The organism is Chryseobacterium takakiae (assembly GCF_900129385.1).
GTDB lineage: Bacteria > Bacteroidota > Bacteroidia > Flavobacteriales > Weeksellaceae > Chryseobacterium > Chryseobacterium takakiae.
The window spans coordinates 41,401-54,391 of record NZ_FQVO01000001.1 but is presented as its reverse complement, the minus strand read 5'-3'; the positions used below and the strand labels follow the sequence as shown (position 1 = coordinate 54,391).

The 12,991-nt window shown below is 36.6% G+C and carries 15 protein-coding genes and 1 other RNA gene; 1 reads left to right on the top strand and 15 read right to left on the bottom strand.

Going from position 1 to position 12,991, the window contains the following annotated elements:
* Positions 1 to 5: 5 nt before the first annotated feature.
* The 12 genes from BUA76_RS00270 to BUA76_RS00215 all read right to left on the bottom strand — a co-directional run bounded on the left by BUA76_RS00270 (position 6) and on the right by BUA76_RS00215 (position 10,031).
* On the bottom strand, positions 6 to 800 hold the full coding sequence (locus tag BUA76_RS00270; RefSeq protein WP_072882479.1) for a tetratricopeptide repeat protein: 795 nt from the start codon (positions 798 to 800) through the stop codon (positions 6 to 8).
* Between the two features lie 55 nt (positions 801 to 855).
* A complete protein-coding gene (locus tag BUA76_RS00265) occupies positions 856 to 1,434 on the bottom strand; it encodes a glutathione peroxidase (protein WP_072882477.1) in 579 nt (192 codons plus the stop codon).
* A 20-nt stretch (positions 1,435 to 1,454) separates the two neighbouring features.
* Positions 1,455 to 2,117: a histidine kinase gene (locus tag BUA76_RS00260; protein ID WP_072882474.1), complete on the bottom strand. Its 663-nt coding sequence runs from the start codon at positions 2,115 to 2,117 to the stop codon at positions 1,455 to 1,457.
* A gap of 71 nt (positions 2,118 to 2,188) precedes the next feature.
* Positions 2,189 to 2,917: a 3-deoxy-manno-octulosonate cytidylyltransferase gene (gene kdsB / locus BUA76_RS00255; RefSeq protein ID WP_072882472.1), complete on the bottom strand. Its 729-nt coding sequence runs from the start codon at positions 2,915 to 2,917 to the stop codon at positions 2,189 to 2,191.
* Between the two features lie 19 nt (positions 2,918 to 2,936).
* Positions 2,937 to 3,527, bottom strand: a complete 591-nt coding sequence (locus tag BUA76_RS00250) for a hypothetical protein (RefSeq protein ID WP_072882470.1) — start codon at positions 3,525 to 3,527, stop codon at positions 2,937 to 2,939.
* A gap of 141 nt (positions 3,528 to 3,668) precedes the next feature.
* Entirely contained in the window at positions 3,669 to 4,922 is a 1,254-nt protein-coding gene (locus tag BUA76_RS00245) for a pyridoxal phosphate-dependent aminotransferase (RefSeq protein WP_072882468.1), read from the bottom strand.
* A 125-nt stretch (positions 4,923 to 5,047) separates the two neighbouring features.
* Positions 5,048 to 6,763, bottom strand: a complete 1,716-nt coding sequence (locus BUA76_RS00240; RefSeq protein ID WP_072883345.1) for a phospho-sugar mutase — start codon at positions 6,761 to 6,763, stop codon at positions 5,048 to 5,050.
* A gap of 139 nt (positions 6,764 to 6,902) precedes the next feature.
* Positions 6,903 to 7,259, bottom strand: a complete 357-nt coding sequence (locus BUA76_RS00235) for a four helix bundle protein (RefSeq protein ID WP_072882465.1) — start codon at positions 7,257 to 7,259, stop codon at positions 6,903 to 6,905.
* Between the two features lie 88 nt (positions 7,260 to 7,347).
* Positions 7,348 to 8,049, bottom strand: a complete 702-nt coding sequence (locus BUA76_RS00230; protein ID WP_072883344.1) for a GIN domain-containing protein — start codon at positions 8,047 to 8,049, stop codon at positions 7,348 to 7,350.
* Between the two features lie 20 nt (positions 8,050 to 8,069).
* Positions 8,070 to 8,462 carry a hypothetical protein gene (locus BUA76_RS00225; RefSeq protein ID WP_072882463.1) on the bottom strand — a complete coding sequence of 131 codons (393 nt, stop codon included), beginning with the start codon at positions 8,460 to 8,462 and terminating at the stop codon, positions 8,070 to 8,072.
* Position 8,463: 1 nt separating this feature from the next.
* Positions 8,464 to 9,414, bottom strand: coding sequence for a glycosyltransferase family 2 protein (locus BUA76_RS00220; protein ID WP_072882461.1), 951 nt, complete (start codon positions 9,412 to 9,414; stop codon positions 8,464 to 8,466).
* Between the two features lie 17 nt (positions 9,415 to 9,431).
* Positions 9,432 to 10,031 carry a DUF4199 domain-containing protein gene (locus BUA76_RS00215; protein ID WP_072882459.1) on the bottom strand — a complete coding sequence of 200 codons (600 nt, stop codon included), beginning with the start codon at positions 10,029 to 10,031 and terminating at the stop codon, positions 9,432 to 9,434.
* 130 nt (positions 10,032 to 10,161) lie between these two features.
* Between BUA76_RS00215 and ffs the strand changes: the two genes are divergently transcribed.
* Positions 10,162 to 10,259, top strand: an RNA gene (gene ffs / locus BUA76_RS00210) — signal recognition particle sRNA small type.
* A gap of 105 nt (positions 10,260 to 10,364) precedes the next feature.
* On the opposite strand, the gene BUA76_RS00205 is transcribed toward ffs, so the two are convergent.
* The 3 genes from BUA76_RS00205 to BUA76_RS00195 form a co-directional block, all read right to left on the bottom strand.
* Complete coding sequence (locus BUA76_RS00205; protein ID WP_072882457.1) at positions 10,365 to 11,051, bottom strand: metal-dependent hydrolase; 687 nt, start codon at positions 11,049 to 11,051, stop codon at positions 10,365 to 10,367.
* A gap of 76 nt (positions 11,052 to 11,127) precedes the next feature.
* Complete coding sequence (gene menA, locus BUA76_RS00200; protein ID WP_072882455.1) at positions 11,128 to 12,057, bottom strand: 1,4-dihydroxy-2-naphthoate octaprenyltransferase; 930 nt, start codon at positions 12,055 to 12,057, stop codon at positions 11,128 to 11,130.
* 77 nt (positions 12,058 to 12,134) lie between these two features.
* A complete protein-coding gene (locus tag BUA76_RS00195; protein ID WP_072882452.1) occupies positions 12,135 to 12,971 on the bottom strand; it encodes a 1,4-dihydroxy-2-naphthoyl-CoA synthase in 837 nt (278 codons plus the stop codon).
* Between the last annotated feature and the right edge of the window lie 20 nt (positions 12,972 to 12,991).

The window sequence follows — 12,991 nt, the reverse complement described above, 5'->3', positions numbered from 1 at the left end:
GAAATTTAACTGAACTCTGCAGCCAGCTTTTTTTTGATGTCCGGAACACCTTCTTTGTTCTTTATTTTATTATACATTTTATTGGCTTTCTTAATCATCTTTTCGTCATTTCTGCTTTTCCCGATTTTTATTAATGAGAGCGAATACAGTGAAAGATATCCTTCGTCATTTTTATAGGTACTATACGCGTTTTCAAGGTATGGAAGTCCAGCTTCATAATCTTCTTTCATGGCATAAAGCATTCCATACATATAGATTACATCATCTTTAACCTTTCCGGATTTTTTATATATTTCCTCTGCCTGCTTAAGATTTTCCAGGCCTTTGTCATAATCTCCTATCACAATGGAGGTATTCCCGATTCCATAATAGCCTTCAGGATTATCCGGAAAATATTTTACCATTTCCTCGTACTTCTCGCGCGCTTTATCCACTTTTCCGAATCTCATAAACTGTATGGCAAGATTTTGCTTAAATATCGAAGCTTTATTTTGGGCAAGGCTGTCTGCTGCATAATACAAAACCAATGCTTCTTTATGCAGATTTTGCAGTCTGGCATAATATCCTGCAAGAAAAAAAACATCACAATATTTAGGATCTTCTTTTGCCGTTTTTAATAAAGCCATGGTTGTTGGAAGATAGAGTTTGGGAAAATTAAGAGCAGTTATTGCGCCTTCAAATATTTGTTTTGAATCTGCTTTTTCCGGTGTGCAATAATTCGTCTTTCCTAAAAAATAAGAATCCTGAGAGAATCCTTTTATGGAAAGCATTAGGATAAAAATAATCAATAGTTTTTTCATGGTCTAAAATTAAAAAAGTGGATAAAATCCACTCAATAACGATATTTTTTGATATTTATTTCAAATACTTCGTAATCGCTTCATCCGTAGGCTTGGTTGTACTTACAAATGAATCAATCAGTTTTCCGTTTTCATCAACTAAAAATTTTGTGAAATTCCAGAGAATGGTTGTATTCTTTACGCCGTTGAGATCTTTTTCAGTTAAATATTTAAAGATCGGAGCGGTATCGTTTCCTTTTACAGAAACTTTTGCTGCCATCGGGAAAGTTACCCCGTAATTTTTCTGGCAGAAAGCCCCGATTTCCTTGTTGGTTCCAGGCTCCTGTCCTCCGAAATTATTGGCCGGAAATCCAACCACAACCAATTTGTCTTTATATTCCTGCGAAACTTTTTCAAGATCGGCATACTGAGGTGTGAATCCGCATTCGGAAGCGGTGTTTACGATGAGGATCTTTTTTCCTTTGAAATCTGCAAAGTTGATCTGCTTTCCTTCTTCCAGGGCATCTACCTTGAAATCATATATTGACTTTCCCATAAGTTGATTGGTTTTGGCTTTAGATTCTTGACTTTTTTTCTGAGCACAGCTGTTGAAAAATGTAACTACCGAAAGAAACATTAAAAATAACTTTTTCATAACTCCATTTTATTATTTGATTAAAATTTGAATGTATTGTCCGGAAATACTTTATTAATATCAACCCTGCTGATCAACATTACATAGTCACCGTCTTTTTTTGCACTTGATGATTCTATCCTGAAAGGCAGCAACAAATTTCCTACCTTTTTGTAATCTGAGTATAATAAAGTTTCATCTTTTTTTACTTCTTTTACAAGCATATAGCTTTTTGCATCAAAGTAATAGACATTGACATTAACATTTTTCGTTAATTCAACTTTATGACAGTAAATATTTCCAATTTTTTCCTTTCCTAAATATTTAGCTTCAAAACCTTTGCTTTCCCAGTCGATGAAGTCATTATCAAAACTTTCGGGGCTGTAATCCGGATATTCCTGAACTTTATTGGTTGCATAGTTCATAGCATATCCTTTCTTTCCGTCGTAGCCTTCAATAGCTGTATCTTTTCCTCCGATTGTAATGACGGTTTTTGTAAGATTTGGACGCTGCTGATAAATTTTGATCGGATATTCATCTCTTACGCCTAAAATTACTTTTCCCTGAAGTATTACGGAATTTAAAAGCTTCCAATTGGTTAGTCCTCCGGATAATTCTATATTTTTATCAATGATTTCCTTTGCGGTTTGGGCAAAAATGGAATGCGAAAATATCAGGACGAATACTAAGAGTAACTTTTTCATTAATTTCATTTTATCACGCCAAATATAAGGCTTTATTAATTTATCAATGTATCAGTTTAACAATTTACCAGTTAATTAGATAATAAGTTCCTAGCTTTTTTCAGATCTTCCGGCGTATCAATTCCCACTCCTACAAAATTGGTTTCTATCATCTTGATTTTCATGCCATATTCAAGATAACGGATGCATTCTATTTTTTCCGAAATTTCGAGAGGCTTCATATCCAGTTTTGAAAACTGTATTAATGCATGTTTTCTGAAAGCATAAACGCCAATGTGCTTAAAATACTCAACATTATAGGAAATTTCACGGTGAAAAGGAATGACGGAACGGCTGAAATACAGCGCAAAACCGTTGTTATCCGTAATTACTTTAACATTATTCGGGTTTTCGATTTCTTCTTTTTCGTGAAGTTTTATTTTTAAAGATGCTAAAGAAATTTCCTGGTTTTCATCGTGATGAAAAACTTCAATTAATTGTTGTAAGGGCTCTAATTTCAGAAATGGCTCATCGCCCTGAACATTAATGACGATATCACAGTCGATATTCTGTACGGCTTCAGCAATACGGTCGCTTCCGGTTTCATGCTGCCCCGTCATTACTGCTTTTCCGCCGTTTTTAGCAATTTCATCAAAAATAATTTCGGAATCCGTAGCTACAAAAACTTCATCAAATAAACCGGTCTCCACCACGTTCTGATATGTCGTTGTGATCACGGTCTTGTCTCCTAACATCTGCATCAGTTTTGCCGGAAAACGGCTTGCTTCGTAACGTGCGGGGATAACTGCAATGATTTTCATTGTAACTTTTTATGCAAATTTAAAGTAAATAATTAACCAGAAAAATAATTCCATAGATCCAGGATAGATATAAAAAAGAGTAAAATAACCCCAAACCTAAGCTTTTCGCTAAATTTCCTCTACAGTATTTTGAGTTTTTAAAAACCAATCGTAGAGCCCGGAAAAAAATCCAGTACAGCATGGCTGTGAACAATAAAACTACAACCCAGAAAAAAATACCGAGAAAATATAAAAGAAAAACAAGAACTATAGAGATTACAATCCAGGCAATAATTGATACAATAATCCCTCCGATTCCATCTCCTAAAGCAGGTCCATCAAAATCAATACTCCCAATTTCCGGAGTTTTGTCTGACAGCTTTTTTATATTTTCTTTTGTTAAAACATGCCCGATATTATCTTTCAGTTTTAAGCCATAATATAATCCTAAGCTGATAAAAAGTAAAAATGCTGTTCCTAAAATCGAGGTTGAAATAACAGAATTTTGAAATAAGGATCTGTGAGAACTTTGTCCTGAAATCCAGACACATATAATTACCAATAAGATAATTCCTACTGTTGAGCGAGACAGTAATTTTGTATCTATAAAATATCTTTGCGGAAATTTCATTGTTATGAAATACGGATTTGGATCTCAAAAAAACGCTTCGACTCCGCTCAGCGTGACATCTCTAAAAGCAAGCTGCCAATACTAAATAATCAGAATTGAATTTGTCATGCTGAGCTTGTCGAAGCATCTGTATATTTTAAATTATTTCAAAACATTCAAAGCATTCTCTAATTTCGGCATCATGGTAGAAATTTCTTCAGTAGCCAAACCTCCAACAGAAGCTCGGAACCAAGGCTCAGATTTATCTTCTCCGAAAGCAGAGAAAGGAACCAGCGCAACACCTGCTTCATTGATCAGGTAGAAAACAAGATCAGAAGAATTTTCGATCACTGTTCCGTCCGGTTTTGTTTTTCCGATATAATCCAATTTGATGGTAAGATAAAGCGCTCCCATCGGTTCGATGCTGTCAACCGCAAGACCTTTTCCTTTCAGATCCTGAATTCCTGAGTGCAGCACTTTCAGACTAGCTTCCAACTTTCCTTTAAAATCTTCAACAAATGCATTTACTTCTTCAGGATTTTCATAATATTTTGCGGTAGCTTCCTGTTCCGGTTTTGGCGCCCATGCTCCTACATGCGTAAGAAGCGCTTTCATTTTGTCCATAATGTGAGCAGGCCCAAATCCCCATCCTACACGAACTCCCGTAGCAGCAAGACATTTGGAAATACCATCGATATATACCGTATAATCTTTCATTTCAGGGAAAAGAGAAACCGGATCTATGTGCTCCGAACCGAAAGTAAGATTGGAATAGATCTGATCGTACATTAAGTACAAAGGCTTTTCATCTTCGCCTCTTTTTTTATTTTCTGCTAAAACCAATTCGCAGATTTCTGAAAGCTGATCTTTAGTAAACATCGTTCCCGTAGGATTCAGCGGTGAACAAAGAGCCAGTAAAACAGCTCCGTCCAAGTGTGGTCTTAGATCGTCCGCTGTTGGAAGGAAATTGTTTTCAGGGGTGGTTTTTACTTCTACTGCATTTGCAGAAGTAAGATAAGCGTAATGATTATTGTTCCAGGAAGGAATTGGGTAAACCACTTTGTCTCCTTCGTCTACGATAGTCTTGTATACGGCATAGATCAAAGGCCTTGAACCGGCTGTGATCAAAATATCATTGGGAGAATAATCAAGATTCCATCTTGTTTTAAGGTCTTTGGAAACCTCTTTTCTCAAAGATAAAAGTCCGTTAGCCGGCGGATAATTTGTCAGATTATTCTGATACGCTTTCTGAATTTCCTCCTTTAGTTTGGCAGGAATGGGATAAATATTAGAATTAAGATCACCAATCGTAAGGTTGGCAATCTCCGCTCCTTTTGCCTTTAAATCGTTTACTTCATTACCAATTTTTACAATTTCAGAACCGATCAGGTTCGCCGCTAATTTTGAAACTTTCACTTTATTTAATTTAAATTTATTTAATGTAATAATTTACCAATGTAATAATATAACAGTATAACAATGTATTAAATTTAAAAATCAAATAATCATTGGTAAACTGTTAGATTGGTACATTGTTATATTTAATTGAGTTGTAAATCCCTTCTTACCTCCTGGATTTTTGCTTCCAAAGATTTTAATTTATCCCTGAAATCTGCTTCAGAAGTGATGTCATCTTTTACAGAAATATAAAATTTGATCTTAGGTTCCGTTCCGGAAGGTCTTACGCAGACTTTCGTTCCGTCCTGGGTGTAATAAATCAGTACATTCGACTTTGGGATGTCGTCCATTACCTTTTTCTCATCCTTTGAAACGATGAAATTGGTCTGTTCTTTAAAGTCCTTCACTTCTTCAACCGGAGAACCAGCTAATGATTTGGGCGGATTTTCACGGAAATTTTTCATCATATTCAGAATTTCTTCTGCTCCGTCTTTTCCTTTTCTTACCAGATTCACCAAACCTTCGTAGTACATCCCGGTTTCCTGATAAATTTCGATAAGATATTGATACATTGTTCTTCCGTTGGCTTTGCACCATGCTGCAATTTCACAAGCTAAAACAATACTTCCGCAGGAATCCTTATCACGCACGAAATCTCCGGTCATAAACCCGAAGCTTTCTTCTCCTCCGCAAATGAATTTCTCTTTTCCTTCAAAATCACGGATCATTTTTCCGATCCATTTGAATCCGGTTAAACCAACTTTACAGTCAACCCCGAATTTCTGTGCAATGTCAAAGAAAATATCAGAAGTTACGATGGTAGAACCAATAAATTCTTTTCCGGTAATTCTTTCCTGTTTTCTCCATTCATTTAAAATGTAATAAGTGAGGATCGTATTGGTTTGGTTTCCGTTCAAAAGTTCGATTTCACCGTCAAGATTTCTTACGGCAATTCCCAGACGGTCACCATCCGGATCTGTTCCGATCACGATATCGGCATTGGTGATTTTAGCAAGATCCATTGCCATTTCCAGAGCTGCAGGTTCTTCCGGGTTCGGAGAATCTACTGTTGGGAAATTTCCACTTGGAATCATCTGTTCTTTTACCAGATCAATTTTTTTGAAACCTGCTTTTTCCAGCGCTTTCGGAACAGTTGTGTAGGTTGTTCCGTGGATGGAGGTGAAAACAATATTCAGGTTTTCCTTTCCTACATTCTGATAGGTGGAATTTTTGATGCATGCATCAATGTAGACCTCATCCTGCTCCTCTCCGATCCATTCGATTAAATCATCATTTCCGTTAAATTTAATTTCATCAAACTTTACGGAATATACTTCATTAATGATCGCTTCGTCATGTGGCGGAACAATCTGCGCCCCGTCATTCCAATACACTTTGTAACCATTGTATTCCGGCGGATTGTGAGATGCCGTTAAAACAATTCCTCCATGGCATTTTCTGTCTCTTACCGTGAAAGAAAGTTCCGGAGTCGGTCTGTGATTTTTGAAAAGCAATACTTTAATTCCGTTTGCTGTCAAAACATCCGCTACAAGTTTCCCGAATTCTTTAGAGTTATTTCTTACGTCATAAGCAATAGCCACTTTGATTTCTTCACCTTGAAACTGCTTTAACATATAATTCGCAAGTCCTTGTGTAGCTTGACCTAATGTGTATTTATTTAAACGATTGGTTCCGACTCCCATAATACCTCTCATCCCTCCTGTCCCGAATTCTAATTCTCTGTAAAAAGAATCTTCCAGGTCCGGCGAATTGCCTTCAATTAATAACTGTACAGCACTTCTTGTTTCTTCATCAAATGACTCGTGTAACCAAAGTCTTGCTTTTTCTAATGTTGTCATATTTGTATTTCGTGTATGTTTATTTGCTGGATGACGGGTGCCGGATGATGGATGTTTATCTTCATTCTTTTTGACTATTCCTTGAGAAAGAAGATGTTGGTATTCTTCCAACTTCAAACTCCCAGCTTCCAGCTTATTATTATTCTTTTATCTGACTTCTAAATGCTATAATCTGATTCATAAGAAAATAACTTTCATTATATATTTCTTTAAAATCTTCTTCTGTGATGTAATTTCTATTCTTTGCTTTGTATAAACATGTTACCACTTCAGCTAAGGAACGGATCGAATATCCCAGAAACTTTTTAAATTCCAGCTTCGACTGCAAAATACTTCCTTCAGAAATATTCAGGGCAATCGAATCCGAAGCTCTTCTTATCTGTGAAACTAAATTAAACAATTCACCTTTCGGAAAATCATGAGAAATCTCAAAAATTTTCTCGCCAAATTCCATGGATCTCTGCCATATAATCAGTTTCTCAAACTTAAAACTCATGAACTAATTTTTTTTCGATACATCGTGTTTTTTAAGTAAAGGCGAAATGCTGATAAACTTCCAGCCTCCAACATCCATCACCCAACATTTAATCCAACTTTTTATTTTCTACCCTCGTGCTTTTATCAATTTTAAATGCACGAATAGGATCATTATAGTAAGTAAATTTCGCCGTATTCTGGATATGCCCTTTCAAAGAATCCTTCACATTGACTTCAGCATAATTTCCATTTTTAGATTCAATATTCAGGTTTTCGATTTTCCAGTAAGGCGCAATGAGGCTTGCTGTATCAGAGATTTTGATCACCGCATCTTTAGTCTGCCCCAAAAAGTTGGCCCTGCTCCGGTTCTGCATCTCTACTTCTGCCCTCCTTGTATTTACCGAACCCATAAATGTAGCGTAATTTTTTAAATTAAGCCTAAAATTATCCGTCTTAATTTCACTGGAAATGTTCATTTCCACCGAATCTGAAATAGCAATTTTTTCAAGATTATATTTTGAATAGATCGTAATATTGTAAAAATCAACTCCTTTCGTTCCTCGTTTCTCTTTAATCATTAATGTTTTATCATCAACATCCACATCAAGATTATCGGCAACATTGGGATAGGTTTCAATTTCTACAAAGTTTTTAGTTCCTCTAGCATAAAAAACACGAAACTTTCCTTCCAGGTCGAGATTTACAAATTCCGGAACTTCTATATCTTTTCTTTCAATATTTCCTTTCGGAGAAATTTTTCCGCAGGAAACCACCACAAGCAATAATAATGTATAGAATGTATTTTTCATTTTAGCTGCATATTTCACATTTATTGACTTTCTATTGATCCTCCATAAATAATCAAAGCAATAAAAACTGCCGATAGTAAGATTCCAATAATAAGAGGAATCCAAATTGACTTTTTATGATATTGTTCTTCATTCGGAAAATATTTAGGAAAAAAATAGTTTGCCAGAATATACCCTCCAACAAAACCCCACAAATATGCGTAAGAACTTTTGGGGTTATCAAGCATCATTCCTACTATTACCTGTACTGTTGTCAATATAACAGAAAATCCCAGAACAGTATAAGCTTCGGTTTTCTTCTTAGTTTCGATTAGATTTTTATATAGCATAACTCCACCGAAAAGTGTTGAGAAAAATATAGAAAAGCCTAAAACAGAACGCTTAGAATAGATTTTTGACAAACGATCTTCCATACTAAATCACCTCATCAATATTATAGTTCTTATGTTCCCGGTTGGTTCTGATGATCATTTCTCCTAAGAATCCGGCGATAAAAAGCAATGTTCCCATAATCATCATCGTTAAAGCAATATAAAACCACGGATTGTCGGTAATGAGATGACCATACATTCCTCTTGCCACATCAATCAGTTTTGAAACCCCGAGCCAAAGCGCAGAAAGGAAACCGACAATAAACATCAACGTTCCAACGGCCCCGAAAAAATGCATTGGCCTTCCTCCGAAACGACTTACAAACCAAAGCGTTACCAGGTCCAGAAAACCTCTGATAAATCTTTCGGTTCCGAATTTTGAAGTTCCGTAAGGTCTTGCCTGATGCTGTACTTCTTTTTCCGTAATTCTTCTGAAACCTGCGTTGGCGGCCAAAACCGGAATATAGCGGTGCATATCTCCATATACATCGATGGTTTTTACAACCTGCTTTTTATAAGCTTTAAGTCCGCAGTTGAAATCATGAAGATACACTCCCGAAACTTTTCTGGCAGCTGCATTGAACAGTTTTGACGGTACATTTTTCGTCATCACATTATCAAAACGCTTCTTTTTCCATCCGGAAACAATGTCGTAATTTTCATTGACAACCATTGAGTATAATTCCGGGATTTCTTCCGGAAAGTCCTGAAGATCGGCATCCATCGTAATAATAACATCGCCGTTGGTTCTTTCAAAAGCCGCATGAAGCGCCTGGGATTTCCCGTAGTTTTTAGAAAATTTAATGGCATGGATTTGCGGGTTCTGAACCTTCAGGTTCTCAATGATACTCCATGACAAATCTGTACTTCCGTCATCTACAAACCAGATCTCATACGATAAACTGTTGGATCTGCACACTTTATCAATTCGTGAAAAAAGCTCTTCTAAAGAAGCCTCCTCGTTCAATAACGGAATAACTATAGATAAATTCATTTAATTCTGATAAAAAATTATTCTTTAATTTCTGTTTCCTGATATATCGTTCTTGTTCTGAAAAACGCCCCGAAAAACAACGACAAAACTACATAAAATATAAGTATTGCCGCAAAATATCCTGAAAAATGACTTGCCGTAAGCATATCTTTTCCTTTAACTGCCTCCGGCGTAAAACTTTGAAGCCTTTCTTTATATTTCTGATCAAGCTCATCAATGTCTTTCTGATGTTTTAAAATCTTTCTGGCAGAAGTATATTCTTTGTCCAATTCTGATTTTTGCCTGGTGACATATTGATAGTTCAGAAGCTTTTTAGCATCGGTATCTACGAAATTCAAAAAGGCATAAATACTGAAAATTGATAAAATACCGCCAATAAACATCGGTATAAAAGCTCTTTTAAAAGCTTCTTTGAAACTTACTGTCTTGTGACTGCTCCAATATGTTTTTACAGACCAGAATGCTGCTCCTGCATAAATAATGGGCAATACGAAAGCATTGGCTTTCAATGAAATATCAAAATACTCAACTCCTGAAAAGAAGTAATACACTACAAAAAAGACGATCATTGTAGCGGCAAACAGTAAAATTCCTATTGTGGAAGGGCTTTTTGTCATATTTAAATTTTTAGAAAATTTGTGAAAATTATTGCTCTAAATCTCAGCAATTTAGCACTGATAAAGCTTTTTTCCCGTTAATTTTCTTTACTAACACTTTTATTTTTATAAAATATTCCTATCTTTGCAACGGCAAGTCCTAAACAACCAGCTCCTGAGAATCCTCCAGGGTGGGAACGCAGCAAAGGTAATCGGTCGTAGCGGTGTGATTTAGGTAGCTTGCCATTTTTTATTGGTTTAAATTGAAGAGAGGTAATTTGAAAATTATCTTTTTTTGTTTCTAAAATCTTCAGCGTTTCCAATTCTGTTTTCAAATTACCTTTCCACATTTATTTAAAATTCGAACGTTTCTCCCAATTTTGGTAAAACAAGCTCAACATTTTTGTCAGCAAAATGCTTTAATGCAGTTTCGTGATTGATTTCAATTGCAGGAAATGTATCAAAATGGCATCCGATTACTTTTGGTGTCTTCAATAATTCTGCTGCTGCAAAAGCTGCCTTTCTCGGACACATTGTGTAGTGGCTTCCAATTGGAAGTATAGAAAGATCCAGGTTTCCGTATAATCTCGGAAAAAGCTCCATATCAGCCATTACTCCCGTATCTCCTGCCATATACAGATTTCTGCCTTCAGGTAGCCTAAAAATATAGCCTACCGGAACACCTCCGTAGCTTCCGTCTGGAAACGAACTTGTATGATGGGCCGGAACCATGGAAATTTTAAGATCGTCGATTTTTGCTGACCCTCCTAAATTCACGTCATCCGTATTTTTTGCGTTTTTAAAATATCCGCAAATTTCTGGAACCGCGATGAGCGTTGCTTCAGGATGATGCTGTAATACTTCTTCCACATCTGCAATATGATCTCCGTGAGCATGTGTCAACAGGATATAATCGATTTTCTGTGCAGCAATATCAAATCCTGATTCCACTTTTTTGTAGTTGTAAAAAGGATCCGATAAAATCGTTTTGTCTTTATAAGTGAACAAAAAACAGTTTTGTCCTAAGAATTTTATTTTCATTTTAATTTATTTGAATATTATTTAATCGAGATGCTTCGACAAGCTCAGCATGACACCAATACTTGCTAATTTTATCTTAGTGAAAAAAGTTAAGCCCTAAAGCAGTAAGGACAGCCATCATAAAAGTCATAATTCCTACCTGTTTTAAGAATGGATCAAGCTCTCTCGGATTTTTAACAGCCATGATCTGTCTTCTGATTTTCATTAACGGGAGCATCAGAATCATCACGATAAAAACATAATAATTCTGAGTCTGAAAAAATCCGTTTACCGCTAAAAACATCAATATCAAAATTAAAGGAAGCTGTAAGAGAATCATTTCGTAAATCATTGCATTCTTAAACCCGATTCTTAATGCAAAGCTGTTTTTTCCTGATAATTTGTCACTTTCGATGTCTCTCATGTTGTTTAGATTCAGGACAGCCATGCTCATCATTCCGATTGCCGTTCCGGGCAAAAGCATATCCCAGCTGAAAGATTTTGTAAACAGGAAATAACTTCCGCAAACAGAAACCAGTCCGAAAAATATGAATACAAAGATATCCCCCAATCCCATGTAACCGTACGGTTTTTTACCGATTGTATATCCGATGGCTGCCAAAATACTTGCAACACCAAGACCGATAAAAATATAAAATTCATTCATGTAATCCGGGATGAACGCTACATAAAGCAATGCAACCGTTGCTGCAAAAGACAGAATTGAAAGTATAATCACGGCATTTTTCATCTGTTTTGCCGTAATTCTTCCCGAGGCTACCGCTCTTGCTTCTGCTTCGGTTACTCTTTTGGCATCGGTTCCTTTTACCCCATCGCCATAATCATTGGCATAGTTTGATAAAACCTGGTACAGCAGCGTTACTAAAAGTGCCAGCGCAAAAATTCTCCAGTCCCAGGTTCCGCCTTCACCGTACAATCTCCATTTGGCAATGAAAGCGCCCATGATAATTCCGCTTAAAGAAAGCGGCAACGTTCTAAGCCTTGCGGCTTTTATCCAATCAGTCATATTTTATAATTGATAAGTGATAATTAATAAATGATAAGTGATAATCAATCATCATCTATCAATTATCATTTATATTTTTACGATATCCATTGATCTTCCCCGAAATTCGGCTTTCTTTTTTCGAGGAATGCATTTCTTCCTTCTTTTGCCTCTTCCGTCATGTAGGCAAGACGTGTTGCTTCACCGGCAAAAACCTGCTGGCCGACCATTCCGTCATCGGTAAGGTTCATGGCGAATTTCAGCATTCTGATGGAAGTTGGTGATTTAGCTAAAATTTCCTGTGCCCATTCGTAAGCGGTATCTTCCAGCTCGGCGTGAGGAACCACTTTGTTGACCATCCCCATTTCAAAGGCTTCCTGAGCAGAATAGTTTCTTCCTAAAAAGAAAATTTCACGGGCTTTTTTCTGTCCTACCATTTTTGCCAAATACGCAGAACCGTACCCTCCGTCGAAACTTGTCACATCAGCATCCGTTTGTTTGAAAATAGCGTGTTCTTCGCTGGCTAAAGTTAAATCGCACACTACGTGTAGAGAATGCCCTCCGCCAACAGCCCATCCCGGAACCACCGCAATCACTACTTTCGGCATAAAACGAATCAGTCGCTGAACTTCAAGAATATTCAGACGGTGCCTTCCGTCTTCGCCAACATACCCCTGATGTCCTCTTGCCTTTTGATCTCCACCACTGCAGAAAGCCCAGCCTCCGTCTTTAGGACTCGGTCCTTCTCCCGAAAGCAGCACAACGCCTATTGAAGGATCTTCATAAGCATCATAAAAAGCATCGTACAATTCTGATGTCGTTTTTGGTCTGAAAGCATTACGAACTTCCGGTCTGTTGAAAGCGATTCTTGCGACACCATTACTTTTTTTATAGGTAATATCTTCGTATTCTTTGGCGGTTTTCCACTCAATCATTTTTGTAAAAATTTTTCCCA